General features: G+C 66.2%; 30 protein-coding genes. 16 read left to right on the top strand and 14 right to left on the bottom strand.

Features of this window, described 5'->3' with window-relative positions:
* Positions 1-92 precede the first annotated feature (92 nt).
* The 3 genes from glmS to glmU form a co-directional block, all read right to left on the bottom strand.
* Positions 93-1,916 carry a glutamine--fructose-6-phosphate transaminase (isomerizing) gene (gene glmS / locus ACT53K_RS17025; protein WP_476229913.1) on the bottom strand — a complete coding sequence of 608 codons (1,824 nt, stop codon included), beginning with the start codon at positions 1,914-1,916 and terminating at the stop codon, positions 93-95.
* 249 nt (positions 1,917-2,165) lie between these two features.
* Complete coding sequence (locus tag ACT53K_RS17020; RefSeq protein WP_476229912.1) at positions 2,166-2,477, bottom strand: hypothetical protein; 312 nt, start codon at positions 2,475-2,477, stop codon at positions 2,166-2,168.
* Positions 2,474-3,826 (bottom strand): bifunctional UDP-N-acetylglucosamine diphosphorylase/glucosamine-1-phosphate N-acetyltransferase GlmU, encoded by a 1,353-nt coding sequence (glmU, locus tag ACT53K_RS17015; RefSeq protein ID WP_476229911.1) that lies wholly within the window; start codon positions 3,824-3,826, stop codon positions 2,474-2,476. Before glmU ends, ACT53K_RS17020 begins: the two co-directional genes overlap by 4 nt.
* Before the next feature lie 79 nt (positions 3,827-3,905).
* On the opposite strand from glmU, the gene ACT53K_RS17010 reads away from it, so the two are divergent.
* Entirely contained in the window at positions 3,906-4,580 is a 675-nt protein-coding gene (locus tag ACT53K_RS17010) for an HAD-IA family hydrolase (RefSeq protein ID WP_476229910.1), read from the top strand.
* Here ACT53K_RS17010 and ACT53K_RS17005 read toward each other — a convergent pair.
* The 4 genes from ACT53K_RS17005 to ACT53K_RS16990 are packed head-to-tail and all read right to left on the bottom strand — an operon-like array spanning position 4,577 to position 7,104.
* Positions 4,577-5,584 (bottom strand): nucleotidyltransferase domain-containing protein, encoded by a 1,008-nt coding sequence (locus ACT53K_RS17005; RefSeq protein ID WP_476229909.1) that lies wholly within the window; start codon positions 5,582-5,584, stop codon positions 4,577-4,579. The two genes, ACT53K_RS17010 and ACT53K_RS17005, sit on opposite strands and share 4 nt — an antisense overlap.
* On the bottom strand, positions 5,581-6,432 hold the full coding sequence (locus ACT53K_RS17000; protein WP_476229908.1) for an HprK-related kinase A: 852 nt from the start codon (positions 6,430-6,432) through the stop codon (positions 5,581-5,583). Before ACT53K_RS17000 ends, ACT53K_RS17005 begins: the two co-directional genes overlap by 4 nt.
* Entirely contained in the window at positions 6,420-6,698 is a 279-nt protein-coding gene (locus ACT53K_RS16995) for an HPr-rel-A system PqqD family peptide chaperone (RefSeq protein ID WP_476229907.1), read from the bottom strand. Before ACT53K_RS16995 ends, ACT53K_RS17000 begins: the two co-directional genes overlap by 13 nt.
* A 19-nt stretch (positions 6,699-6,717) precedes the next feature.
* Entirely contained in the window at positions 6,718-7,104 is a 387-nt protein-coding gene (locus ACT53K_RS16990) for a hypothetical protein (RefSeq protein ID WP_476229906.1), read from the bottom strand.
* 83 nt (positions 7,105-7,187) lie between these two features.
* Between ACT53K_RS16990 and ACT53K_RS16985 the strand changes: the two genes are divergently transcribed.
* The 11 genes from ACT53K_RS16985 (at position 7,188) to ACT53K_RS16935 (ending at position 17,534) form a co-directional block, all read left to right on the top strand.
* Positions 7,188-8,390, top strand: coding sequence for an ATP-binding protein (locus tag ACT53K_RS16985; protein ID WP_476229905.1), 1,203 nt, complete (start codon positions 7,188-7,190; stop codon positions 8,388-8,390).
* A gap of 91 nt (positions 8,391-8,481) precedes the next feature.
* Positions 8,482-9,513: a substrate-binding domain-containing protein gene (locus ACT53K_RS16980; RefSeq protein ID WP_476229904.1), complete on the top strand. Its 1,032-nt coding sequence runs from the start codon at positions 8,482-8,484 to the stop codon at positions 9,511-9,513.
* 51 nt (positions 9,514-9,564) lie between these two features.
* The gene (gene pstC, locus ACT53K_RS16975; protein WP_476229903.1) at positions 9,565-10,941 is read left to right on the top strand and encodes a phosphate ABC transporter permease subunit PstC; all 1,377 of its coding nucleotides are present in this window, start codon (positions 9,565-9,567) and stop codon (positions 10,939-10,941) included.
* Positions 10,934-12,232 carry a phosphate ABC transporter permease PstA gene (gene pstA / locus ACT53K_RS16970; RefSeq protein ID WP_476229902.1) on the top strand — a complete coding sequence of 433 codons (1,299 nt, stop codon included), beginning with the start codon at positions 10,934-10,936 and terminating at the stop codon, positions 12,230-12,232. The genes pstC and pstA overlap by 8 nt, the downstream gene beginning before the upstream one ends.
* Entirely contained in the window at positions 12,232-13,011 is a 780-nt protein-coding gene (gene pstB / locus ACT53K_RS16965) for a phosphate ABC transporter ATP-binding protein PstB (protein WP_476229901.1), read from the top strand. Before pstA ends, pstB begins: the two co-directional genes overlap by 1 nt.
* On the top strand, positions 13,011-13,712 hold the full coding sequence (phoU, locus tag ACT53K_RS16960) for a phosphate signaling complex protein PhoU (protein ID WP_476229900.1): 702 nt from the start codon (positions 13,011-13,013) through the stop codon (positions 13,710-13,712). The genes pstB and phoU overlap by 1 nt, the downstream gene beginning before the upstream one ends.
* Before the next feature lie 9 nt (positions 13,713-13,721).
* Complete coding sequence (phoB, locus tag ACT53K_RS16955; protein WP_084581980.1) at positions 13,722-14,414, top strand: phosphate regulon transcriptional regulator PhoB; 693 nt, start codon at positions 13,722-13,724, stop codon at positions 14,412-14,414.
* A gap of 128 nt (positions 14,415-14,542) precedes the next feature.
* Positions 14,543-14,821: a hypothetical protein gene (locus ACT53K_RS16950; RefSeq protein WP_476229899.1), complete on the top strand. Its 279-nt coding sequence runs from the start codon at positions 14,543-14,545 to the stop codon at positions 14,819-14,821.
* Between the two features lie 179 nt (positions 14,822-15,000).
* Positions 15,001-15,357 carry a hypothetical protein gene (locus tag ACT53K_RS16945; protein WP_476229898.1) on the top strand — a complete coding sequence of 119 codons (357 nt, stop codon included), beginning with the start codon at positions 15,001-15,003 and terminating at the stop codon, positions 15,355-15,357.
* A 100-nt stretch (positions 15,358-15,457) separates the two neighbouring features.
* The gene (locus ACT53K_RS16940) at positions 15,458-16,348 is read left to right on the top strand and encodes an SDR family NAD(P)-dependent oxidoreductase (protein WP_476229897.1); all 891 of its coding nucleotides are present in this window, start codon (positions 15,458-15,460) and stop codon (positions 16,346-16,348) included.
* 73 nt (positions 16,349-16,421) lie between these two features.
* Positions 16,422-17,534 carry a hypothetical protein gene (locus tag ACT53K_RS16935; protein ID WP_476229896.1) on the top strand — a complete coding sequence of 371 codons (1,113 nt, stop codon included), beginning with the start codon at positions 16,422-16,424 and terminating at the stop codon, positions 17,532-17,534.
* 143 nt (positions 17,535-17,677) lie between these two features.
* Here ACT53K_RS16935 and ACT53K_RS16930 read toward each other — a convergent pair whose 3' ends face one another.
* Both ACT53K_RS16930 and epsC read right to left on the bottom strand, forming a co-directional pair.
* Positions 17,678-18,016: a DUF2794 domain-containing protein gene (locus ACT53K_RS16930; RefSeq protein ID WP_476229895.1), complete on the bottom strand. Its 339-nt coding sequence runs from the start codon at positions 18,014-18,016 to the stop codon at positions 17,678-17,680.
* Entirely contained in the window at positions 18,016-18,705 is a 690-nt protein-coding gene (gene epsC / locus ACT53K_RS16925; protein WP_476229894.1) for a serine O-acetyltransferase EpsC, read from the bottom strand. The genes ACT53K_RS16930 and epsC overlap by 1 nt, the downstream gene beginning before the upstream one ends.
* 156 nt (positions 18,706-18,861) lie before the next feature.
* Between epsC and ACT53K_RS16920 the strand changes: the two genes are divergently transcribed.
* The 4 genes from ACT53K_RS16920 to ACT53K_RS16905 all read left to right on the top strand — a co-directional run bounded on the left by ACT53K_RS16920 (position 18,862) and on the right by ACT53K_RS16905 (position 23,104).
* Entirely contained in the window at positions 18,862-19,641 is a 780-nt protein-coding gene (locus tag ACT53K_RS16920) for a sulfite exporter TauE/SafE family protein (protein WP_476229893.1), read from the top strand.
* 128 nt (positions 19,642-19,769) lie between these two features.
* Positions 19,770-20,333 (top strand): alkyl hydroperoxide reductase subunit C, encoded by a 564-nt coding sequence (ahpC, locus tag ACT53K_RS16915; RefSeq protein WP_476229892.1) that lies wholly within the window; start codon positions 19,770-19,772, stop codon positions 20,331-20,333.
* A gap of 94 nt (positions 20,334-20,427) precedes the next feature.
* Positions 20,428-22,008, top strand: a complete 1,581-nt coding sequence (gene ahpF / locus ACT53K_RS16910) for an alkyl hydroperoxide reductase subunit F (RefSeq protein ID WP_476229891.1) — start codon at positions 20,428-20,430, stop codon at positions 22,006-22,008.
* A gap of 193 nt (positions 22,009-22,201) precedes the next feature.
* Positions 22,202-23,104 carry a hydrogen peroxide-inducible genes activator gene (locus ACT53K_RS16905; protein ID WP_476229890.1) on the top strand — a complete coding sequence of 301 codons (903 nt, stop codon included), beginning with the start codon at positions 22,202-22,204 and terminating at the stop codon, positions 23,102-23,104.
* On the opposite strand, the gene ACT53K_RS16900 is transcribed toward ACT53K_RS16905, so the two are convergent.
* From ACT53K_RS16900 to pgsA, 5 genes are read right to left on the bottom strand one after another with little or no spacing between them, the layout of a single operon-like run.
* Positions 23,105-23,419, bottom strand: a complete 315-nt coding sequence (locus ACT53K_RS16900) for a type II toxin-antitoxin system RelE/ParE family toxin (RefSeq protein ID WP_476229889.1) — start codon at positions 23,417-23,419, stop codon at positions 23,105-23,107.
* The gene (locus ACT53K_RS16895; protein WP_476229888.1) at positions 23,416-23,685 is read right to left on the bottom strand and encodes a ribbon-helix-helix domain-containing protein; all 270 of its coding nucleotides are present in this window, start codon (positions 23,683-23,685) and stop codon (positions 23,416-23,418) included. The genes ACT53K_RS16900 and ACT53K_RS16895 overlap by 4 nt, the downstream gene beginning before the upstream one ends.
* A gap of 33 nt (positions 23,686-23,718) precedes the next feature.
* The gene (locus tag ACT53K_RS16890) at positions 23,719-24,156 is read right to left on the bottom strand and encodes a molybdenum cofactor biosynthesis protein MoaE (RefSeq protein ID WP_476229887.1); all 438 of its coding nucleotides are present in this window, start codon (positions 24,154-24,156) and stop codon (positions 23,719-23,721) included.
* Positions 24,153-24,410: a molybdopterin converting factor subunit 1 gene (gene moaD / locus ACT53K_RS16885; protein ID WP_476229886.1), complete on the bottom strand. Its 258-nt coding sequence runs from the start codon at positions 24,408-24,410 to the stop codon at positions 24,153-24,155. Before moaD ends, ACT53K_RS16890 begins: the two co-directional genes overlap by 4 nt.
* Positions 24,410-24,964 (bottom strand): CDP-diacylglycerol--glycerol-3-phosphate 3-phosphatidyltransferase, encoded by a 555-nt coding sequence (gene pgsA / locus ACT53K_RS16880; RefSeq protein WP_476229885.1) that lies wholly within the window; start codon positions 24,962-24,964, stop codon positions 24,410-24,412. The genes moaD and pgsA overlap by 1 nt, the downstream gene beginning before the upstream one ends.
* Positions 24,965-25,107 lie beyond the last annotated feature (143 nt).

Here is a 25,107-nt window from a genome sequence, read left to right as displayed (position 1 = left end):
TTCAGCGCGGGCCAGTTGGACGTACCTTCCCGTCCGTCCACTCCCCTCCCGCAAGCGGGAGGGGAACACATGCGACAAGCGCCGCGCTTACGTCACTCCACGGTAACCGACTTGGCCAGATTGCGCGGCTGGTCGACGTCCGTCCCCTTGGCGACGGCGACGTGATAGGCCAGCAACTGCACCGGCACCGCATAGACGAGCGGCGCGATCAGCGGGTGGACCTTGGGCATGGTGATGGTGGCCATGCATCCCTCGCCGGCCGCCTGGATGCCGTCATAGTCGGAAATCAGCACCACCTTGCCGCCGCGCGCCTGCACTTCCTGCATGTTGCTGACGGTCTTGTCGAACAGCGGGCCGGACGGCGCGATCACGATCACCGGCACGGCATCGTCGATCAGCGCGATCGGCCCATGCTTCATCTCGCCGGCGGCATAACCTTCGGCATGAATGTAGCTGATTTCCTTCAGCTTCAGCGCACCTTCCAGTGCCAGCGGATAATCGGTGCCGCGCCCCAGATAGAGCACGTCACGCGCGCTGGCGATGACGCCAGCCATCGCCTGGATCGATTCGTCATAGGCCAGCGCGGCGTTGAGCGAGGCGGGAGCTTCGGCCAGATGGCGGACGATGCGGCGCTCCTCCTGCTCGTCGAGCTTGCCCTTGGCCCGCGCCAGATTAGCCGCCAGCGCCGCGAGCACGGCGAGCTGGCAGGTGAACGCCTTGGTCGAGGCAACGCCGATTTCCGGGCCGGCATGGGTGGGCAGCAGCAGGTCCGCCTCGCGCGCCATCGAGCTGGTCGGCACATTGACGACGGCAGCGATCTTCTGCCCCTCGCTGCGGGCGTGGCGGAGCGCGGCGAGCGTGTCGGCGGTCTCGCCCGACTGGCTGATGACGATCATCAGCCCGCCTTCTTCCATCACCGGCGCGCGGTAGCGGAACTCGGAGGCGACATCGAGGTCGACCGGCACGCGCGCGAACTGCTCGAACCAGTATTTGGCGACCATGCCGGCATAGAAGCTGGTGCCACAGGCGACGATGGTGACGCGCTTGATAGTGGACAGGTCGAAGTCCGGAATCGGCAGCGTGACCTTTTCCTCCATGCGCTGGAGGTAGGAACGCAGTGTCTGGGCGACCACGATCGGCTGCTCGTAAATCTCCTTCAGCATGTAATGCCGATGGTTGCCCTTGGAGATCAGTTCGCCGGTGACGCCTGAAATTGTGACCGGCCGCTCGACCGGATTATTGTCCCGGTCAAAGATCTGTGCGCCGTCCTTCGTGATGACGACCCAGTCGCCTTCCTCCAGATAGGCGATGCGCTGGGTGAGCGGTGCCAGCGCCAGCGCGTCGGAGCCCAGATAAGTCTCGCCGTCGCCATAGCCGACCACCAGCGGCGAGCCGAGCCGCGCGCCGACCAGCAGGTCCGGATGCTGGCGAAACAGGATGGCGAGCGCGAAGGCGCCGTGCAACCGGGGCAGGACCTCGCGCACCGCATCAGCCGGCGCCATGCCGGCCTCGACCTTCTCGCTGACGAGATGGGCGACGACTTCGGTATCGGTCTCGCTCTCGAACTTGCGACCACGCGCGGTCAGTTCCTCGCGCAGCGCCTTGAAGTTCTCGATAATGCCGTTGTGGACCAGGGCCACTTCCCCGGTGGCGTGCGGGTGCGCATTGTTGGTGGTGGGGCCGCCATGCGTCGCCCAGCGGGTATGGGCGATGCCGGTGGTGCCGGGCAGCGGGTTGGCGGCAAGCTCCTTGCCGAGGTTTACCAGCTTGCCCGAAGCGCGGCGACGCTCGATGCGGCCGTCAACATCAGTGGCGATGCCTGCGGAGTCATAGCCGCGATATTCCAGTCGCTTGAGCCCCTCGAACAGGCGTTCCGCGACGTCTTCCTTACCGACGATTCCAACGATTCCGCACATGGCATCAGCCCTCCTGCACGCGCCCTAGCTCAGGCAAGCGGCCGCCGCTAGGGCGCCGCCGCTGTCGCCAGGCTGAACGATCGGCACTGGCGAAGCGCATTCATTGTCATGAACAGTTAGCCCCGACCGCACCACAACGGACCGGCGCCGAAAAGCACACCAGGCATTTCTGCCCATGTGCGCGCCACCGAAGTTTATGAAGTTTAGGGTGTGGCGCGAAAAAACTGCTCGCAGCACAACAATCGCGCATCAATGCGGAAAGTTGGTGTCGACGAATACGCGCGTGAATTCGCCGGGATCGGGTTCGTGCCCCTGCGCCTCGCGAAAGCGGACCGCGCCCTTTTCCCAGACCTCGCGGATGGCGCCGGCAACGCCCTCCGGAAACTGCATCTTTTCGGCGACGATCGCGCGCCAGGGCGCAGAGACGCCGAACGTTACCGCAAGCTGCGGCTCGATCGCGGTCAGCGCCGCATCGCTGGCGGCGTCGAGATGGCCGATCGAATCGAGCACATAGCAATCGAGCAGCTTGAGGAACGGCTTGTCGGTGTAGCGATCGGTCATTTGGCGGCCTTTCGTGCCTTCATCTTGGCACGAAAGGTCGTGGCCCAGCCCGGTTTCGTCAATGTCTCGGGGCGCGTGACAGCCAGGGCATCGCCCTCGACATCATGCGTGATGACCGATCCGGCACCGATAATCGCGCCATCGCCGATCTTGACCGGCGCCACCAGCGCGCTGTTCGATCCGATGAAGGCGCCTGCCCCGATCTCGGTCTTCTGCTTCAGGAAGCCATTGTAATTGCAAGTAATAGTACCCGCGCCGATGTTGGCGCCGGCGCCCACGCTGGCATCACCCAGATAGGTCAGGTGGTTGGCCTTGGCGCCTTCGCCCAGCACCGCATTCTTCAGCTCGACGAAATTGCCGACATGCGATCCCGCGCCCAGCACCGCGCCGGGCCGCAGCCGTGCGAACGGGCCGACGCTGGCGCCCGCCTCGATCCGGGCACCCTCAATATGGCTGAACGCGCGGATCACCACGCCGTCGCCCACCGTCACGCCGGGGCCGAACACGACGTTCGGCTCGATCGTGACGTCGCGGCCAATCTGCGTGTCATGTGCGAACCACACCGTTTCCGGCGCGATCAGCGTGGCGCCATCCGCCATCGCCCGGGTCCGCCGCGCCTGTTGCCACTCCGCCTCCAGCGCAGCCAGCTCGCCACGGCTGTTGACGCCGGTAACTTCGGTAGCGTCGGTTTCGATCACGGCCGAGGGCCGGCCGTCGCGCGCCGCCAGCATCACGATGTCCGGCAGATAATATTCGCCCGCCGCATTGTCGTTGGTGACGCGGCCGAGCAAAGCGAACAGGTCGCGCGAGCGCACTGCCATCAGCCCGGAATTGCACAGCGTCTCCGCGCGTTCTTCGGCGGTCGCGTCCTTGAACTCGACCATCTTGACGATCCGCCCGCTGGGATCAGCGATCACGCGGCCATAGGCGCCGGGGTCAGCCGGGCGGAAGCCGAGCACCACCACGGCGGGATCGTCGGTGCCATGCAGCCGCTCGAGCATCCGCTGCATTGTCGCTGCAGTCACCAGCGGCACATCGCCATAGAGGATGACGACATCGCCGTCGAAGCCGGCCAGCGCATCCTGCGCCTGCAGCACCGCATGGCCGGTGCCGAGCTGTTCGGCCTGATGCGCGGTCTGCGCGCCATGCGGGGCGACTGCCGCCTCGACCTGCTCGCGGCCGGCGCCCACCACCACCACTTCGCGGGCGGCACCCAGCGCCTTCACGCTGTCGATCAGGTGGAGCAGCATCGGCCGCCAGGCGATGGGGTGCAGAACCTTGTGGGTATCGGATTTCATCCGCGTGCCCTTGCCGGCAGCAAGAATGATCGCGGCAATCGGTGCAGTCACAAGGCGCCTCCCTTAATCCGCCCGGCCCCCTGCCACGGGACGATTGCCATTTCCAGACCGATGCTGTCTGGCGAGCGACATGCAGGATTTTCCGTTCGCCATCGTCGGCTTCGATCTGGATGGCACGCTGGTCGATTCGCTGGGCGACATCGCCCGGGCGCTCAACCATGTGCTGGCGTCGATCGGCCGCGCACCCCTGCCGCTAGAGGCGGTGAAGCCGCTTACCGGGCTGGGCACGCGGCATCTGCTCGCGCAGGGACTGGCGGTGACAGGCGTCGGTACCGAAGCAGAGGTCGAGCGGCTCTATCCGATGCTGATCGCCTGGTATGACGATCATGTCGCCGAAGACAGCCGGGTCTATCCGGGGGTGATGGCGGCGCTGGACGCGCTTGCGGCGCTTGGCGTGCGGTGTGCCGTGGTCACCAACAAGAACGAGTCGCTTGCGGTGAAGCTGCTCGCCGAACTTGGGCTGACGGATCGATTCTCGCTGGTGATCGGCGGCGATACGCTGGGGCCGGGCAAGGCCAAGCCGTCACCGGTGCCGCTGCAGGCGATGGTGGAGCGGCTGGGCGGCGGCCCGGCGGCCTTTGTCGGTGACACGCGGTTTGACGTCGCGGCCGCGCGGGCGGCAGGGCTGCCCTGCGTTGCCGTGGACTTCGGCTTTGCCAGCGAACCGGCGACGGCGCTGGGAGCCGACGCCGTGATCGGAGACTATTCGGCGCTGGTGCCAGCGCTTCGGAAGCTGGGTTCCTAACCCGGCCGGTGGCCCTTGCGCCATTTGGTCCACAGATGCGACGCCAGCATCGCGGGCGGCATGCGCAGCCAGTGCGAGCGGATGTAGAAGCCCAGCCGCGTCAGCCGCCGCGTCGGCCGTCCCCACGCATCACGCGCCGTGAAGCAGCGCAGAAACAAGGGATCTGCGCTGTCCCAAACCCGCCAGCTTTCCGGAATGGCGGTACCATAGAGCCTAGCCGCCTGCCGCGCCGCCCGTGCGACGGCCGGGCCCAGGCCATGCCGTGCCGCCCGCGCCGCCAGCCCTTCGGTGCCGAATTCGGTCAGCAGGCAGTGGATGTCCCACAGGTTCCGCATGCCCCCTGCCAGATCGCCATCGGCAAACAGGTGCGCGGCGGCGTGGCACAGCATGTCCTGCGGCGAGAGGATCGCCAGCCCGTTCCCCAGCGGCACCGCATCGTCCAGCAGCGCCTTGGCATCGGGCCGGACCCGGGCGGTCAGCGGCAGGATGGTGTGGTGCACGTCGATCATCCGGTCGCGCTCGCGGTGGATCAGCGGCGGCAGTTCGTGCATCCAGCGCCGATAATAGGCATCGTCATAGGGATCGGGCTTCACCCATTCCCAGCCAGCGGCCAGCAGCGCGGCCTCAGCCTCTTCGATCCGGTCGCGCGGCACCAATATGTCGAGATCGCCGATCGCCCTGCCGACGCTAGGCGAAAGTCCGGCTGCGGCATAGGCCGTGCCTTTCAGCAGCACGACGGGCATCCCCGTAGCCGCAAGCGCGCGGCGTGCCATTTCCGCTTCCCACAATGCCGCCGTCCGCCCCTGCTCCGCCGAGGCGATGGCATCGGCCACCAGCCGCGCAGCGGGCGCCGGCATGGGGAGGCCCGACAGACGGTGCGCCAGCGTGCCCATAAGCTGCTCGGCGCGCGCCACGGCGAACAGGGCATTCCACTGCGCCGCCGCCAGCCCCTCGACCCGGCCGGGATCGCGCAGCACCGCAGCGAGCAGCAGCGCGGGGTTCATGCCAGCGCCTCGACCATTGCGATCGCGCTTTCCGCGTCGGGATAATCGATCGCGCGGGCGGGAACCGTCTGCACCAGCCGCGCCAGCGCGTCGAAGCCGCGTTCACCCAGCGCGACATAGTTGGTCGAGGCCTGGGTCAGCCGCACGAACGCTTCGCTGGGCAGCACCGGCCGCTCGGCAGTCTCGAATCCGAAGCGCGGGAACAGGATCAGCGCCGGCGCGGCGGGCTCGGCCATAGCGGCGATGGCGCGCGCGTCGGGGACGAGATGGCGGATCGTGCCCTTGGGCGTCCCCGCGAGCACCGGTCCGAACCGCGCGTGCGGCAGCGCCGCTTCCACCACACCGATAGCCTCGTTCTTCAGGCTGACGAGCCGCGGGAAGCCCAGCAAGGCGCCGCTGTCCAGATCAACCATCGCGAATTCGTCGCCCATCAGCCGCCAGCCGCGCGCCATCAGCAGCGCCGCCAGCGTCGATTTGCCCGCGCCCGAAATGCCGGTCATCAGCACCGCCCGCCCGTTCCGCTCCACCGCGGAGGCATGGAGCAGCAAATAGCGCCGTAGCCCCAGCGCGACCTGCAGGTTCATCCCCATTTCCGCCGCGAGCAGCCCCTGTGCGAGCGGCAGCGGTGCCGCATCGGGAATCACGAAATCACCGCCGATATGCACCGAAGGACGCAGCACCCGCCGCCAGGGGCGCGCCGCAAACAAATGCACATTGAAATCGACAATGCCCGCATCCGGGCGCGGATAGTCGCGATAGAGCGACTCCAGCGCCACGACCGGCGCGCGCCAGTCGCTGCCGATGCGAAAGCCGAGCGTCCCGATGCGGAGCGTGGTCACATGGCGCATAGCCGCTCCACCAATCCCGCCTGCACCAGTTCGTCCAGCCGCACCGCGAGTGCCGCAGGATCGGCATCGGCGAGGTCATAGTCCGCCGAAAGCCGCGCAAGCAGCGTCGGCAGGTCGAGCGGAGTCTCCCCCAGCGCGCGCAATATTTCCGGCACCGGCGCGTCGACGATATGGGTGATGCCCGAGGCGCGGTGGTACAGCAGCGTCAGCGCGTCGAGCGGCACGACCCGCAGAGTCGCCGGATCGGCGGCGCGATAGCGGATCATGGCCGGAGCGCGGCCCGCCTCAGCCGCGCGGCATCTGCAGCGAGGCGAAGCAGGTAAAGCCGCTGGTCCCGGCCTGCAGGCGGCGGATATAGTTGGTATAGGCGCGGCTCGCCTCGGGCGAGGTGCCTGGAAGTATGCCGCCGGCCAGCGCCGTCTTCACATCCTGCGCCTTGAACGAAACGCCCGGCGGAGCATAGGCCCCCTTGGTGCCGGCCGGCACCAGCCTGCCGTCATCGGCGATATAGCTGCCGGCACGGCCGGGATCGGGCACCGGTATTTCGCAATGCATCACCGACGCGCTGGTCTGCGCCAGCGCCGGGCGGATCGAAACGATCGCCGTCGCGCCGGCTGCACCCAGCATCAGGGCGCGGCGCGTAGGGTTCGATCCGGACGGTTCTTCGGCCATGCCCGCTTTTCCTGCGCCAGACCTCGTTTCGCAATCGTAAATCTGGGCTCGTATTGGGACGCCCCCGTCCCTATTAGGGCCGCATGTTGTCGGCGTTCAGCTTCCGAACCCTGATTGCCATGGCCGTGGTGGCACTCGCCGCGCTGGCGGGGCTGTTGCTGAATGGCGATGCGCAGAGTGCGCTGGTGGTAGTGGTAGGCGGTATCGCTGCCGTTCTGATCGCGACAATGGGCGACAGCCCCGCCCCGCCCCCGCCCCCGCCCGATCCCACGCCCGATGCGCGCCAGCCGGCGATCGGCGAAGTGATCGAAGCGATTGCCGAGCCGGTGTTGGTGACGGCGTCCAATCGCGTGATCGCCGCCAATGCCGCGTCACGTACGCTGCTGGGCCAGCACATATTGGGCGAGGATGTGCGGCTGGCGATTCGCCACCCCGCCGCCGCGGAACGGCTGCTGGAACCCGGCGACCAGTTGCCGACCGCGCCAATTCACCTGGTCGGCCTGGGCACGCGCGAGCAGCGGTGGGAAATGCGCGTGCGCACGCTGGGTACCGGTGAGCGCGTCGTCCATCTGGTCGATCGCACCGGCAGCTATGCTGCGGACCGGATGCGCGTCGATTTCGTCGCCAATGCCAGCCACGAACTGCGCACGCCGCTCGCGTCGCTACTCGGCTATGTCGAAACGCTCGCCGACGAGGCCGGCGACGATCCCGGCATTCGCCAGCGCTTCTTGAAGATCATGCACGATGAGGCGCGCCGGATGGAGCGACTGATCAACGACCTTATCTCGCTGAGCCGGATCGAAGCCGAGAAATATCGTGCACCGGCCGAATCGGTCGCGCTAGCCGATCTGATTCAACAGGTGTGCGAGGAATTGTCCGGCAGTCCGCGCGCCGCCGATCTGGTGACCGAGATAGAAGTCGTGGAACCGGTGCGCGGTGACCGTACCCAGCTGAGCCAGCTGCTCCACAATGTGATCGGCAACGCCATGAAATATGGCCGCCACGGAACACCCGTCACGGTTTCGCTGCGCAGCGACAGCGATACGATGGTATTGCTGAGCGTTTCCGACGAAGGCGAAGGCATTCCCCCCGAACATATCCCGCGACTGACCGAACGCTTCTATCGAGTCGATTCCGGGCGCAGCCGTTCGCTGGGGGGCACCGGCCTGGGGCTTGCGATCGTAAAGCATGTCGTCGAACGCCACCGCGGCCGCCTCGACATTCGCAGCGCCCTGGGCAAGGGCACCACCGTCACCGTGAGGCTGCCAATTCAGCGCGTGTCATAATGGCGTAACGCGATTGCCGGATGGGCGATGCTGCCGGCAATGGGGCACGCCGGTTTCTTTGCGGATTTTCCCGGGACCACAGGAGGTGACGATGCTGGGTCGTCTTGCTCTCATCGCGTTCAGTGCGCTTGCGCTTTCGTCGTGCGACGGCAGTTCGACGCGGGAAATCCGCATCGTCGGTTCGTCGACCGTCTATCCCTTTTCCACGGCCGTTGCGGAAGCGTTCGTCAACGCCAAGAGCGGGCGCAAGGCCCCGGTCGTCGAGTCGATCGGCAGCGGCCCGGGCATCCGCCAGTTCTGCGAAGGCGTCGGCGTGCAGTTTCCCGACATTGCCGATGCCTCGCGCCGCATGACTCGCAACGAATATGACCGGTGCGAGAAGAACCAGGTCGGCGAGATCCTCGAGATCATCATCGGTCTGGACGGCGTGGCGCTGGCCGAATCGAACAGCGGGCCGAAGCTGAAGCTGAGCAAGAAGGACATCTACCTCGCGCTCGCCGCGAACCCGATGGGCAAGAAGAACACGGCAAAGACCTGGAAGGACGTGAACCCCGACCTGCCGGCGATTCCGATCCTGGTGATGGGCCCGCCCTCTACCAGCGGCACCCGCGATGCATTTGTCGAACTGATGCTGCAGCCCGGCTGCATGGAGGCCTTCCCCGATGCTGCGAAGCTGAAGGCATCGGCCGATCCCGCCCAGTTCGAAAATGCATGCCGCCGCATCCGCGACGACGGGCCCTATGTCGACAAGGGTGAAAACGACAATCTGATCGTACAGGGGCTGGCCCAGAACCCCAATGCGCTCGGCATTTTCGGCTATTCCTATCTGCAGGAAAACGAAAACCGGCTGCACGGCGTGCCAGTCGAAGGGGTGGCCCCGACCTATGAGACGATCGCCAACGGCCATTATCCGGGCGCGCGTCCGCTGTATCTGTACGTCAAGAAGCGCCACATGAAGGCTGTGCCGGGAATGAAGGACTTCCTGCAGCTCTACACGACAATGTGGGGGCCGGATGGTCCGCTGGTGAAGCGCGGCCTGATCGCTGCGCCGGAAAAGCTGCGCACCCGCATGGCGGAGGCGATCGAACTGGAGCTTGCGCTTGACCCGACCGAGTTGCACTGATCTGCCTGCCGCGCCGGTGTTGACCGGGCACTATCTCGAAGTGGTTTCCTGGTGAACGTCTACGCGCTTTTATTTCTCGTCGCCGGCCTGGGACTGATCGGCTGGCTGACTGCGCGGGCGCGGGCGGTGCGGTTCGAACGCGGCGGACGCAAGCGGCTGCATTCACTGCCGGGCCAGCACGGCTGGTACGTGATGATGTGGACACTGGTGCCGCCGCTGGTCTTCCTGGCGGTCTGGGCAGCGCTCAGCCCCAGCCTGGTCCGCCAGTCGGTATTAAGCGACCCCGCCGCCGCCCAGCTTTCCAGCTTCGCCTTCGAGCGCGACGCCGTGATCGCACAGGCGCGGCAGGTGGCGGACGATCCATTCGCCGGCGATGTCGATCCACTGGCACAGCGGCTGGCACCGGTCGTCCGTGCCGAGCGCGCCCGCTATGGCTGGATCGGCACCGCGGCCGCTATCCTGCTGTCGCTGGCCGGCGGCGCCTTTGCGATGTCGCGAATCGGCGCCGAGTTCCGCGCCCGCTCCAAGGTAGAGCGGACGCTGATGCTCGGCCTGCTGGTCGCCTCGCTGATCGCGATCCTGACGACCATCGGCATTTTCCTGTCGCTGATGTGGGAATCGGTGCGTTTCTTCTCGGTCGTACCCCCGTTGGACTTCCTGTTCGGCACGCACTGGAGCCCCCAGGTCATCGACCCCAAGGATCCCGGCGCCTCGCTGGGCGCGGTGCCGCTTTTCTGGGGCACCTTCTTCATCGGCGCCGTGATCGCGATGCTGGTAGCAATTCCGTTCGGGCTGATGAGCGCGGTCTATTTGACGCAATATGCCGCGCCGAACACCCGCCGCTGGATGAAGCCGATCCTCGAAATCCTCGCCGGCGTGCCAACCGTGGTCTATGGCTATTTCGCCGCGCTTACCGTGGCACCGGCGGTGCGCGAGCTCGCGGTGATGCTCGGCAATCCCTTTGCATCGTCGGAAAGCGCGCTGGCGGCCGGGCTCGTCATGGGCGTGATGATCATTCCGTTCGTCTCTTCGATGGCCGACGATTCGATCGCTGCCGTTCCCACCGCAATGCGCGACGGTAGCCTGGCGATGGGCGCCACGACCAGCGAGACCATCTCGCGCGTGCTCATTCCCGCGGCGCTTCCCGGCGTCGTGGCAGGGGTGCTGCTCGCCGTCAGCCGCGCGATCGGCGAGACGATGATCGTGGTGATGGCCGCCTCCGGCGCCGCGACGATCACGCTCAATCCCTTTCAGAGCGCGACGACGGTTACCAAGCAGATCGTCGATCTGCTGACCGGCGAAGCCGAATTCGACAGCCCGAAGACGCTGGCCGCCTTCGCGCTGGGCCTCACGCTGTTCGTCATCACGCTGCTTCTCAACATCGTCGCGCTGCGCGTCGTGAAACGATATCGCGAGGCCTATGAATAAGCCCGCCGCACTGGCCAAACGCCAGCCGACCGACTGGAAATCGCCGGCGATGCAGAAGCGCATCCGCCGCCGCTATGCCGCCGAACGCCGGTTCCGCATGCTGGGGGCAGGTGCGGTGCTGCTGTCGGCGGCGTTTCTGGGCTTCCTGTTGCTGACCATGGTGGGTGGCGGCTGGCGCGGCTTCACCCGCACGGAACTGACGCTGCCGATCGATCTGCATGCGGCCGGCGTGAAGGTGGAGCGCAGCCGGCTCAACTCACCCGCCGCAGATCTGGCTTTGGCCGGTGCCGGGCTGGAGGATGCCGTAGGCAATGCCGCCACCGCCGCTTTCGGCCCCGGCGGCGAGAACTTTCTCGCCGACAGCGCCTGGGTGGTGGTGCGCGACGCAGTGAAGCGCGATCCGTCGCTGCTCGAGCACCGCGCCGTGTTCCACCTTCCCGCCTCGACCGGTTTCGATCAGGCGCTGGAGCGTGACGGCACGCCCGAAATGGAAGCGGGCGTCGCGCGGCTGCAAAAGGCGGGCGCGATCGGGCGCGGCTTCAACTGGGGCTTCCTCACCGAATCGGATTCGACCGATCCGGCCGCTGTCGGCATCTGGGGCGCGCTGAAAGGATCGCTGATGACGATGGCGATCACCTTCCTGATCGCGTTTCCGGTGGGCGTGCTGTCGGCAATCTATCTGGAAGAATATGCGCCGAAGAACCGCTGGACCGACCTGATCGAAGTGTCGATCAACAATCTGGCGGCGGTGCCTTCGATCATCTTCGGCCTGCTGGGCCTCGCCGTATTCCTCGGCACCTGGGAAATCGGCGGCCGCGTGTTCGGGCCGATGCTGCCGCGTTCGGCGCCGGTGGTCGGCGGCCTAACGCTGGCGCTGATGATCATGCCGGTGATCGTGATTGCCAGCCGCAACGCGATCAAGGCCGTGCCGCCGTCGATCCGCGATGCTGCACTGGGCATCGGCGCGAGCCCGATCCAGGTGGTGTTCCACCATGTGCTGCCGCTGGCGCTGCCCGGCATCCTGACCGGCACCATCATCGGCATGGCCCGCGCGCTGGGCGAAACCGCGCCGCTGCTGCTGATTGGCATGCGCGCCTTCATCGTCACGCCACCGGGCAGCTTCACCGATCCGGCCACGGTGCTGCCGGTGCAGATCTTCCTGTGGTCGGACGAAGTGAGCCGCGGCTTTGTCGAAAAGACCAGCGCCGCCATTTTGGTGCTGCTCGTCGTCCTGCTCGCCATGAACGGGCTGGCCATCTATCTTCGCAACAAGTTCGAGACACGCTGGTAATGACCGTCGCCTCCCCTTCCGCTACCCACAAGATGTCGGCACGCGGCGTCAGCGTCTTCTATGGCGACAATCAGGCCGTGCGCGACGTGTCGATCGATATCGACATGGACAAGGTCACAGCCTTCATCGGCCCTTCAGGCTGCGGCAAGTCGACCTTCCTGCGCACGCTCAACCGCATGAACGACACCATTCCCAGCGCGCGGGTGACGGGCGAGATCACGCTGGACGGCGAGGATATCTATTCCGCCGACATGGACGTGGTACAGTTGCGCGCCCGCGTCGGCATGGTGTTCCAGAAGCCCAACCCCTTCCCCAAGTCGATCTTCGAGAATGTCGCCTATGGCCCGCGTATTCACGGGCTTGCCAGCTCCAAGGCCGATCTGGCGGCGATCGTCGAGCGTTCGCTGAAGCGCGCTGGGTTGTGGGAGGAAGTGAAGGATCGCCTTTCCGACAGTGGCACGGCGCTGTCCGGTGGCCAGCAGCAGCGGCTGTGCATTGCCCGCGCAATCGCCGTCGACCCGGAAGTGATCCTGATGGACGAGCCCGCCAGCGCGCTCGACCCGATCGCCACCGCCAAGATCGAGGAACTGATCCACGAATTGCGCGGCCGATATGCAATCGTGATCGTTACCCATAACATGCAGCAGGCGGCGCGCGTGTCGCAGCGCACTGCCTTCTTCCATCTCGGCCAGCTGGTCGAATATGGCGAAACCGACAATATCTTTACGGCACCCCGCGAGGAGCGCACGAAGGACTATATCACCGGAAGGTACGGCTGATGGCCACGGGCCACGAACATACGGTCAAGGCGTTCGATCAGGACATCGGCCAGCTGCGGGCGCTCATCTCGCAGATGGGCGGACTGGCCGAGCAGGCGATCTACGACGCGATGAAGGCGCTGTCGCGCGGCGACACGGCGCTCGCCCGCACCGTCCGCCAGAAGGACAAGCAGATCGACGCGATCGAGGCCGAGCTGGAAAAGCTGGTCGTCCGCGTGATCGCGCTGCGTGCGCCGATGGCGGACGATCTGCGCGAAGTGATCGCCGCACTGAAGATCGCCGCCGTCATCGAGCGGATCGGCGACTATGCCAAGAACATCGCCAAGCGCGTGCCGATGATCCACGCCGAGGGCGAAGAGCGGATCGAGGCGATTTCCATCCTGCCCGCCATGGGCCAGGTGGCCGCCGACATGGTGCATGATGCGCTGGATGCTTTCTCTGCGCGTGACGCCCAGGCTGCCGCTGCAGTCCATGCAAGCGACAATGCGCTCGACGATTTCTACGATTCGATTTTCCGTACGCTGGTGACCTTCATGGTCGAAAACCCGCGCACGATCAGCCAGGTGGCACATCTGCTGTTCGTGGCCAAAAACCTGGAGAGGATCGGCGACCACGCCACCAATGTCGCCGAGATGGTCTATTTTGCTGCGACCGGGCACTATATCGCCGACGTAGAAAGCGGCGAGGGCAGCGGGAGCTAGGGGGAACATATGGCACGGGTCAAAATGCTGCTGGTGGAAGACGATGCCGCGATCGCAGAGCTCGTCACCTGGCACTTCAAGCGTGAAGATTATGAAGTGAAGCACACCCCCGACGGTGAGGAAGCGCTGCTGCTCGCCAAGGAAGCGACGCCGGATATCGTCCTGCTCGACTGGATGGTCGAGGGGCTGTCGGGCATCGAGGTTTGCCGCCGCCTGCGCCGCATGCCGGAAACGGCGAATGTGCCGATCATCATGCTGACGGCGCGCGGCGAAGAGGAAGATCGCGTGCGCGGGCTGGAAACCGGCGCCGACGATTATGTGACCAAGCCCTTCTCCCCGCGCGAGCTGGTCGCCCGCGTCGGCGCGGTGCTGCGCCGCGTGCGTCCGGCGCTGGCGGGCGAGGCGCTGACCTATGCCGACATCGAAATGGATACGGTGGGCCACAAGGTGCGCCGTGGCGGCGAAGTGATCGCGCTGGGGCCGACCGAGTTCCGCCTGCTCAAGCACTTCCTTGAGCATCCCGGCTGGGTGTTCTCGCGCGAGCGGCTGCTCGATGCCGTCTGGGGACATGACAGCGACATCGAATCGCGCACCGTCGACGTCCACATCCGCCGGCTGCGCAAGGCGATCAACAAGGGCAACCGCCCGGACATCATTCGCACCGTTCGCTCGGCAGGCTACGCGCTCGACGCGGGCAACTGAGGCCTTTTCGCGCCCGCACGCGGAACCTGCTTGCGGGCGCAACTTTTTGGGGATCGAAATCGAAGTCGATGCGTTAGCGAAACGGGTGCCCTGTTCACGCACCCGCGTACCAATGCAGGAGACGGCTGATGAAGCTGACGATACTTGCTGCCGCGTTGACCCTGGCCAGCCCGGCATTTGCCCAGGCCCAATCGACCCAGAATACCACCCCCGCCCCGGCCCCGCAGGGCGGCTATGCCCCCGCCACCATGTGGCCCGACGGGCCGCCGCAGCCGGGCCAGAAGGTGGTATTCGTGCCGAGCCGGTTGACGCCGAGCGAAGCCTTCCCGCCCCCGCCCGCGCGCGACCATTACCCCGTCTGCAAGCGCGGCCAGACCGATGGCTGTCTGCAGCGCGGCGGACGCTAAGCTGCGCGGCTGACTGAGACGCGGCAGAAGGGCGCAGCGGGTTCCCGGCCCCAGCTCCCTGTCGGTGCGATCCACGCCCCTTTTGCCCGTCCGCCCCCGCGAATCTGCGTTTTCGCGCAAATGCAACATTCCGCGCAACGGCGCGTTCGGAGCGAGGCAATCACCAAGGAGAGCCTCGCATGAAATGGATGCTTTTCGCCTCGGCGCTGGCGCTGGGCGGCACCGCCGTTGCGCAGGATATGCCGGCCCCACAAACGCCCCCGGCCCAGACGGCGCCGGGCCAGACCACACCACAGGCCAGCCCCGAGACGCCGCCCGCCCCGCCGGCGCCAGCAGCGATGGCGCCGGGCGCACCGCCGCCGCCGCCGGAAGCGACGCCGCCCGCTCCCCCTTCCCCTCCTCCTCCGCCGCCGCCTGCAGCAGCGCCTGCAGCGCCGATGGCGAACACGGCACCGCCGCCGCCGGCCGATCCGGGCAGCTACCCGCCCTGCTCGCGCAAGGTCACCGATCACTGCCGCCAGCGCGGCGGTCGCTGAACCAACGCGCCCCTCGCCGCACGCGCGGGGAGGGGCGTTTTTGTTGGCACCGGCCGAGGCTGGCCATAAACAGGCTCAAAATCACGGGAGAGCCTGAATCATGACCATTCGCTTCGACGACCGCGTCGCCATCGTTACCGGCGCCGGTGGCGGCATCGGCCGCTGCTATGCGATCGAACTGGCGCGGCGCGGCGCCAAAGTGGTTGTGAACGATCTCGGCGGTTCGCGCGACGGCACCGGCCATTCGGATGCCGCGCGCGCCGTGGTTGCCGAAATCGAGGCGCTGGGCGGCGAGGCATTCGCGGACTCGGGCAGTGTGACCGACTATGACGCGATGGTCGCGATGGTCGAAGCGGCCAAGGCACGCTGGGGCCGGGTCGACATTCTCATCAACAACGCCGGCGTGCTGCGCGACAAGAGCTTCGCGAAAATGGAGCCGGCGGATTTCCGCTTCGTCGTCGACGTGCACCTGATCGGATCGGCCAACGCCACCAAGGCGGTGTGGGAAACGATGCGTGAACAGGGCTATGGCCGCATCCTGATGACCGCGTCTTCGACCGGCCTATACGGCAATTTCGGCCAGGCGAATTATGGTGCGGCCAAGCTCGGGCTGGCCGGGCTTACCAAGACGCTGCACCTCGAAGGCGCGAAATATGGCATCCGCGTCAATACCATCGCGCCGGTGGCCGGCACCCGAATGACCGAGGATATTTTCCCTGAAGCCGCATTCGCCGCGTTCGCGCCGGAGAATATTGCCCCCGCCGCGCTGTTCCTCGTCTCCGAAGACGCGCCAAGCAACATGATCGTCGGCGCGGGCGGCGGCGTGGTGCAGGCGGCCTATGTTACCCTCACCCAAGGCGCGAAGCTGGACGAACTGCCCCCCGAGGCAGTGGCGGCGCAATGGACCCAGATTACCGATCGCACCGGCGAGATCGTGCCCGGCTCGGGGGCCGAACAGACGATGCTGATCCTTAGCAAGCTGCAGGGCTGAGCGACCACCGCAATAGCGTATTGCATCAGCAATACACCTGTGACATCCTCCGCGCCTGGAAGGAGGATGGCCGATGTACAGCGAAAGCGAACTGGCAGGCGCCGTTGAGGCGGGGGCTCTTACCCCGGAAGCAGCGACGGCGTTCCGCAATTATGTAGCCGCCAGCCGGGCAACGCCGGCGGTGGACGAAGAGCATTTTCGGCTTCTGAGCGGCTTCAACGACATCTTCGTGGCGATCGCCGCGGCGCTGATTCTGGTGGCGGTGGCCAAGCTGGGCGGCAGCCTGGCCGAATGGCTGATCGGCGGTGGCAATGACGCCCGCGTTGCCGGGGCCAACATGATCGGCGGCGGCGCGCTTGCGGCGGCGACCAGCTGGATGCTGGCGGAATATTTCACCGCGCGGCGCCGGCTCGCCCTTCCCTCCATCCTCCTGCTGCTTGGCTTCGTGGCCGGCGCGGGGGCGACGATCGCCGGGCTTTTCGTCGTCAATATCCCGTGGCTGAGCGAAGTGCTTCACATCACCACCGAGGCGCAGCAGCAACGGCTGGCCGGCGCAGTGGCGGCGGTGGCCGGCAGCCTGACCGCAGTTGCGGCATGGGTGCACTGGCGCCGCTTCATGGTGCCGATCACCGTCGCCGCCGGCGCACTGGCGGTGGTGGGCGTCGTGGTGGGGTTGATGTCGTCGCTGATCCCGAGCGCGAAGGACTGGATCAACCCCGTCCTGCTGCTCGGCGGGATTGGCATCTTCATCGCCGCAATGCGCTGGGACATGAGCGATCTGGAACGCCGCACCCGCCGTTCGGACGTCGCCTTCTGGCTCCACCTCGCCGCCGCGCCGCTGATCGCGCACCCGGTATTCCATATGCTGGGCGTGTTCGACGGCGAGATTGGCGCGCCGATGGCGACGGTGGTGTTCGCGCTCTACCTGTTCTTCGCCTTTGTCGCGCTGGCAGTCGACCGGCGGGCGCTGCTGGTATCCAGCCTCGCCTATGTGCTGTGGGCGATGTACTCGCTGTTCCACCAGAGCGGTGCGGTCGAACTGAGCGCGGCGCTGACCGGGCTCGTGATCGGATCGGCGCTGCTGACGCTCTCCGCCTTCTGGCACGCGATGCGGCGGGCGGTCGTCGCGCGGCTCGGCGACCTTAGCCGCCGGCTCCCGCCGACGCAGCAGGGCGCACTGGCGTAACCTCCCTCCTGATCCTCCCCCGCAAGGGGGAGGTGGGCCGCGTAGCGGGTCGGAGGGGGAGGATTCCAGAAGGGCCGCAATGATTCCGCCCCCTCCGTCACCTTCGGTGCCACCTCCCCCTTGCGGGGGAGGATTTCAGGGGGTCACTCCTCCACCAGCTTCATCAACCGGCGTTCGACCGGCGCCAATACCGGGCCAAGCTCATGCCCGCGCTTCAGCACTGCGCCGCTTTCGTTGACCAGCGCCCACATGCCCTGCCGGTTGCGCAGGCTCGGGCGCTTTTCGATGCGATATTCGGGCCGCTCCGCAGCGCGGCGAAAGGCGGCGAACACCGCGAAATCCTTGTCGAACTGGATCGCATAATCGCGCCAATGCCCCGCCGCGACCATCCTGCCATAGAGATCCAGGATCCGCGTGAGTTCGGGGCGTTCGAAACCGACCTGTCCGGGTTGCTGCAGGGGGAGCGGGGTTACGGTTCCCATCAGGCCCGGTCGCGCTGCTCCGCCCCGCCCTCACGCTCGGCGATCATCGCGTCGAGCCGCTTGCGCAGGGTCTCCAGTTCGCAACGCATGAGTTCCAGCTTCTGGCTTGCCGGATCGAACAGGTCGCTGCACGGCGTGCCATAAGGCACGAAATCCTTCTGCCAGGCGCCGGCTTCGACCAAAGTCGGCTTGGCGGGAATGCCGACCATCACCGCGCCGGGCGCAACATCCTTGGTAACCACCGCATTGGCGCCGATCCGGGCGCGTTCGCCCACCGTGATCGGCCCCAGCACCTGCGCGCCGGAGCCGATGATAACGCCGTCGAGCAACGTCGGATGCCGCTTGCCACCCACGCCATTGTCCGGGCTGGTGCCGCCCAGCGTCACGCACTGGTAAATGGTGACATTGTCGCCGATCAGCGCCGTCTCGCCGATCACGACAAAGCCGTGGTCGATGAAGAAATTGCGGCCGATCGTGGCGCCGGGGTGAATGTCGATCGCCGTCATCCAGCGCGACCAGTGATTGACGAAACGCGCGAGGAAGAACAGCCGCCGCCGGAACAGCCAGTGCGCGACGCGGTGATAGCCGAGTGCCCAGACGCCCGGATAGAGCAGAATCTCCATGCGACTCCGCGGCGCAGGATCGCGCGCACGGATCGAATCGAGATAGTCCGTCAGACGTCGGAACATGGCCGGGCCCCTTATATTTGGCATCATGTAGGCACATGCCGCTGCGATTTCCAGCGTGTGCGCCCTCGAGCATGCCGACGGGGCAACACTATGTGACTTGTCGGCGTTGTGCTCCCTCTTCATGGATAGGGTCGATCAACGGCATAAGGGCACCGGATGTTCGAAGGTTTGAGCTTCACCGAACTGTTGCCATACATCGCGGTGGGCTTTGCCGCACAACTGGTCGACGGCGCGCTGGGCATGGCGTTCGGGGTGATTTCGAGCACGCTGCTGGTGAGCGTGCTGGGCATTGCCCCCGCCACCGCCTCGGCAGGCGTACATCTGGTCGAGACGATGACGACCGGGGTTTCGGGCCTCAGCCACGCCCTGCATCGCAACGTAAACTGGCGGCTGTTCGCCCGGTTGCTGGTGCCGGGAATGATCGGCGGCGTACTCGGCGCCTATGTGCTGACCTCGCTCGACGCATCGGTGACGCGACCGTTCGTGATGGCGTATCTGGCGGCGATCGGCCTTTACCTATTGTTCCGCGCGATCCGCTTTGCCCCCCACCACCGCGAACCGAAGATCGTCGAGCCGCTGGGGCTGGCGGGGGGCTTTCTCGACGCGGCGGGCGGCGGCGGCTGGGGGCCGGTGGTGACAAGCAACCTGCTGGTGCAGGGCGCCCAGCCGCGCACCACGATCGGCACCGTCAACACCGTCGAGTTCTTCCTGACGCTCACCATTTCGGCGACCTTCCTCTTTCACATCGGCACCCAGGGTTTCTCCCCCGCCTTCTGGCATCCGGTGCTGGGTTTGCTGATCGGCGGCATTGTCGCGGCGCCATGCGGGGCAATCTTCGCCAAGCGGGTGCCGACCCGCACGTTGCTCAGCCTGGTCGGCATCGTCCTCACCGCCACCAGCGCCTTCAGTCTCTACCGCGCGCTTTCACAAATGTGACCGATTAAAGTCACCCTATTGAGTGAGGCAATCGATCAACCCAAGCGGGTCTTCCAATTTCTCTTCCGGGGCGGGGCCGCCTATATCCGGCTTCGCAACAGCAACCCCGTTCTGGAGGATATAACCGCATGGCTCTCATCGGCAGCACCATCAAGCCGTTCACCGCGCAGGCCTATAAGGAAGGCAAGTTCGTCACCGTCACCGACGGCGACGTGAAGGGCAAGTGGGCGGTCTTCTTCTTCTACCCGGCGGACTTCACCTTCGTGTGCCCGACCGAGCTGGAAGACCTGGCCGACATCTATCCGACCCTGCAGGGCATGGGCGTTGAAGTGTATTCGGTTTCGACCGACACGCACTTCAGCCACAAGGCATGGCACGACACGTCGCCCGCGATCGGCAAGATCAACTATTACATGCTGGGCGACCAGAACCACGTGCTGTCGACCAACTTCGACGTGCTGCGTGAGGGTCAGGGCCTCGCCGACCGCGGCACCTTCGTGGTCGATCCGGAAGGCGTGATCCAGCTGGTCGAGATCACTTCGGAAGGCGTGGGCCGCAACGCCCAGGAACTGCTCCGCAAGATCAAGGCCGCGCAGTATGTCGCCGCGCACCCGGGCGAAGTGTGCCCGGCCAAGTGGGAAGAGGGTGAGAAGACCCTGGCCCCGTCGCTCGACCTCGTCGGCAAGATCTAAGGCGCCCCCCTGCCCCCCAACGGGCGCCTGATGCGGCCCGGGGCGGATCCCTACCGCCCCGGGCCGTTTTAGTAGAAGTTACAGGAGTTTTCCCATGCTCGACGCCAATCTGACGCAACAGCTCAAGACCTATCTCGTGAACATCCGCGAGCCGATCGAGCTCGTCGCCAGCCTGGGCGAGGACGCCAAATCGCGCGAGCTGGGCGAGTTGCTGGCCGAAATCGCGGCGCTGTCCGACAAGATCGACCTCGTCCACGCCGACGATGCGCGCAAGCCCAGCTTCATGATCCGCCGCAAGGGCACCGACATCGGCGTCCGCTTCGCCGGCATCCCGATGGGGCATGAGTTCACTTCGCTGGTGCTCGCGCTGCTCCAAGTCGGCGGCCATCCGAGCAAGGCGGCGCAGGAGCTTATCGAGCAGGTCCGCAATATCGAAGGCGATTTCAGCTTCGAGACCTATTTCTCGCTGTCGTGCCAGAACTGCCCCGACGTGGTGCAGGCGCTGAACCTGATGGCGGTGCTCAACCCCAAGATCCGCCACACCGCGATCGACGGCGCCCTGTTCAAGGACGAAGTCGAGGCGCGCAAGGTGATGGCGGTGCCGACTGTGTACCTGAACGGCGAACCCTTTGCCTCGGGCCGGATGGAGCTGGAGCAGATCGTCGCGAAAATCGACAGCGGCGCGGAAAAGCGCGCGGCCGAACGGATCGGCAAGAAGGATCCGTTCGACGTGCTGATCGTCGGTGGCGGCCCCGCCGGTGCGGCGGCGGCGATCTACACCGCGCGCAAGGGCATCCGGGTGGGTGTCGCGGCCGAACGCTTTGGCGGCCAGGTGCTCGACACCATGGGGATCGAGAATTTCATTTCGGTGCCGCACACCGAAGGCCCGAAGCTGGCCGCGCATCTGGAGCAGCACGTCAAGGACTATGACGTCGACGTGATGAACCTCCAGCGCGCCGAAAAGCTGATCCCGGCGACCCGCGCAGGCGGGCTGCACGAAGTGGTGCTGGCCAATGGCGCGAGCCTGAAGGCCAAGGCGATCATCCTTTCCACCGGCGCGCGCTGGCGGCAGATGAACGTGCCGGGTGAGGACGAATATCGCAACAAGGGCGTGGCCTATTGCCCGCACTGCGACGGCCCGCTCTTCAAGGGCAAGCGCGTGGCGGTGATCGGCGGCGGCAATTCGGGTGTCGAGGCGGCGATCGACCTGGCGGGCATCGTCGCGCATGTCACGCTGATCGAATTCGACAGCCAGCTTCGCGCCGACGCGGTGTTGCAGCGCAAGCTCGCCAGCCTGCCGAATGTGAAGATCCTGACCTCGGCGATGACCACCAAGGTCAATGGCGACGGCGAGAAGGTGTCGGGCCTCAGCTACAAGGACCGCAACACCGGGGCCGAGCACGACATCGCGCTGGAAGGCATCTTCGTCCAGATCGGGCTGGTGCCGAACACCGAGTGGCTGAAGGACACGATCGCGCTCACCAATCGCGGCGAGATCGAAATCGACGCGCGCGGCGAGACCAGCCGCCCGGGCATCTTCGCGGCGGGCGACTGCACCACCGTGCCCTACAAGCAGATCGTGATCGCGATGGGCGCGGGTTCGACGGCGGCGCTGTCAGCCTTCGACTATATGATCCGCCTGCCTGCCGAGGAGTTCCAGGCGGCCGCAGCCTGACCACAAATCCCCCTCCCGCTTGCGGGAGGGCCAGGGGAGGGACTGACGTGGAGGCTCTATCTGACACGTCGCCCCAATCCACACTGCCATCCCCTCCCCCAACCCCTCCCGCAAGCGGGAGGGGAGCGTATTGGCCTTTGCTTTAATCGCCCCTGTCACTATATCCCTCTCAAGCAATCGAACGAGGCGATTAGTGGCGCAGACCTATCTCCCCACCCTCAAGCAGCTCCAGTATCTGGTGGCGCTGCACGATGCCGGCCATTTCGGCCGCGCGGCGGAGGCGTGTTTCGTCACCCAGTCGACCCTTTCGGCGGGCATTCGCGAGCTGGAAACGCTGATCGGCGTGGTACTGGTCGAACGCACCCGCCGCGTCGTCCGCTTCACGCCCTTGGGTGAACGCATCGTCGATAAGGCGCGCCGCGTGCTGCGCGAAGCCGATGAGCTGGGCGACCTCGCCCGCGCTGCCGGCCGGCCGCTCTCGGGCGAGATGCGGATGAGCGTCATCCCCACCATCGCGCCCTTCCTGCTGCCGCGTATCCTGCCGCGTCTGCGCCAGCAATATCCGGACCTGAAACTCTATCTGCGCGAGGAAACCAGCGGCCAGGCGTGCGAGGCGCTCAGCCATGGCCGCACCGATTGCGTGCTGCTCGCGTTGCCCTTCGCCTGCGGCGATGTCGAAAGCGCGCGACTGTTCGACGACCGCCTGTTCGTGGCATTCCGCGAGGGCGAAATGGCGCCGAACGCCGCGATTCATCCCGACGAGATCGACGAAGGCCGGCTGTTGATGCTCGAGGACGGGCATTGTCTGAAGGACCATGCCCTCGCCGCCTGCAACCGACCCGAACTGCGCGCCGAGGCGGCGATGCTCGGCACATCGCTCCACACCATGGTGCAGATGGTTGATAATGGGCTGGGGGTGACGATGCTGCCGGAAATGGCGGTGGATGCCGGCATTCTGGAACATACCTCGGTCACCGCCCGCCCGCTCGACGCCGCCAACGCCTCGCGCCACATCGCGCTGGTTTGGCGCAAGGCGAGCCCCCGCGAACGCGACTTCCGGTTGCTGGCGGACGTACTCGCGGCGGCGCGGGGCTGATCAGGGTTCCCAGACGGCGCGGAGCTGTTCCATCTGATTCATCCGCTCATGAAGCAGCGTAACGATTCCAATCGCGCCATCGGCCCGTTCGCGCCAATACACGACATGATGTCCCGCGCGCGCAAAATATCCCCTGACGCCAAATTCGGCTGGCAAAGCACGCCACGGCACCCGCCGCGCCGCAATTTCGGCGAAGCGCTCGAATAGTTGAAGCACGTACCGATCGGCCTGCGCCTCACCCCATTGGTCGGCAGTATAGTCGTAAATTTCATCCAGCCGCTGGTCCGCCATCGGCTCAATGAAGAACGCGCTCACCGCTGCGCGCGCCGCATACGGTTGCGCTGGATCACCTCTTCGGCAGTGACCTCGACATAATCCTCATCCGGCGTCGCGAATGCCCGCTGCAGCTCTGCCTTCAGCGTCTCGAACATCTCGCGTTCGACCCGTTCCTTGTCGCGGCGGATCAGGTCGCGGACATATTCGCTGACATTCTCGTACAGCCCGTCCTCACCAACGTTGCGCGACACAAACGCGCTCAGGGGACCGGAGACTCGGACGTTGAGGTTCATCGGCTTGGACATGCCCGCACAGATACCCTGTAACAAGCTGTACGCCTAGCCCCATTCCGCCGCACGCGCATCGTCGCTCGCGCGCGCTTCCACCCAGCGCGCACCGTCGGCCAGCACTTCGCGCTTCCAGAAGGGCGCATCGGTCTTCAGTCGGTCGATCAGGAAGGCACAGGCTTCCAGCGCCTCGGCGCGGTGCGCGGCGGCGGTGCCCACGAACACGATCCGCTCGCCCGCCACCATCCGCCCCACCCGGTGCACGATGGTGACGCCCAGCAGGTTCCAGCGATCCACCGCCCCTTCGGCCAGCGCACATAATGCCGCCTCGGTCATGCCGGGATAATGTTCCAGCTCCAGCGCCTGCACGCCGTCGTCGGTGCGCACCACCCCGGTGAATGTCGCTACCCCGCCGGCCCCGCGCTCTTCCAGCGCGGCGACTTCCATCACCAGCTCGATCGGTGCCGGATCGACCGAGACGCGGATCATCCGCCCGTCACCGGCGGGAAGAGCGCCACCTCGCGCGCACCGTCCAGCGGGGTGTCGAGCGGCACGAACGCCTGGTCGATCGCCGCGCGCAGCTTCGCGGGCTCGGCAAAGGCGGCGGCATGCCCCTCGCTTCGCCCCGACAGCCAACCGATCAGATCGGCAATCGTCCGCACCGACTCCGGTGGCGACACCCGCTCCTCGCCGGTCCCCACCGCCTCGCGCACCCAGGCGAAGTAGAGCAGCGACAGCGCCATCAGCTGTCCATATGGCTCAGGCCCACACGCAGATAGTCCCAGCCGGTGATCGCGGTCAGCACCGCCGCGCCCCAGAGCGCCGCCAGCCCGACCATCAGCACCCAGGGCCATTGCGGCAACGCGCCAGACAGGATCAACGCCCCCAACGACCCCAGTTGCAGCGCCGTCTTCCACTTGGCGAGCCGCGACACCGGCACCGACACCTGCAGCCCGCCCAGAAACTCGCGCAGCCCCGATACCGCAATTTCACGCAACAGGATCACCAGTGCAGCGATCACATGCCAGTCGGCGATCACGCCCTTGCCCACCAGGATCAGGATCACCGCCGCGACCATGATCTTGTCGGCGATTGGATCGAGGAAGATGCCGAGCTTGGAGACAGTCCCCTGCGCCCGCGCCAGATAGCCGTCGAAATAATCGGTGATGCCCATCAGGCAATAAAGCGCAAAAGCGATGGCGAATCCCGCCTGCCAGTCCCTCCACCAGAGGAACCCCACCAGCAGCGGCACGGCAAGGATGCGCGAGAGCGTAAGCACGTTGGGCAGCGTGAGCATCGCCGGTTCCTAGCACCGCCTTCGGCGCAGCGGGAGGGGGGCGGCGCGACTTTACCGCGGCGGGACATCCACATGCTACCGATACCCCATTGATGCCGATGCAGCCCCTCGGCTATGCCCGGCACCCACTGGGCGAACAATCG

Source organism: Sphingomonas sp. DMC8 (assembly GCF_056314185.1).
Note: the sequence above shows the minus strand (reverse complement) of the source record. Positions and strands in the feature narration are given on the sequence as shown.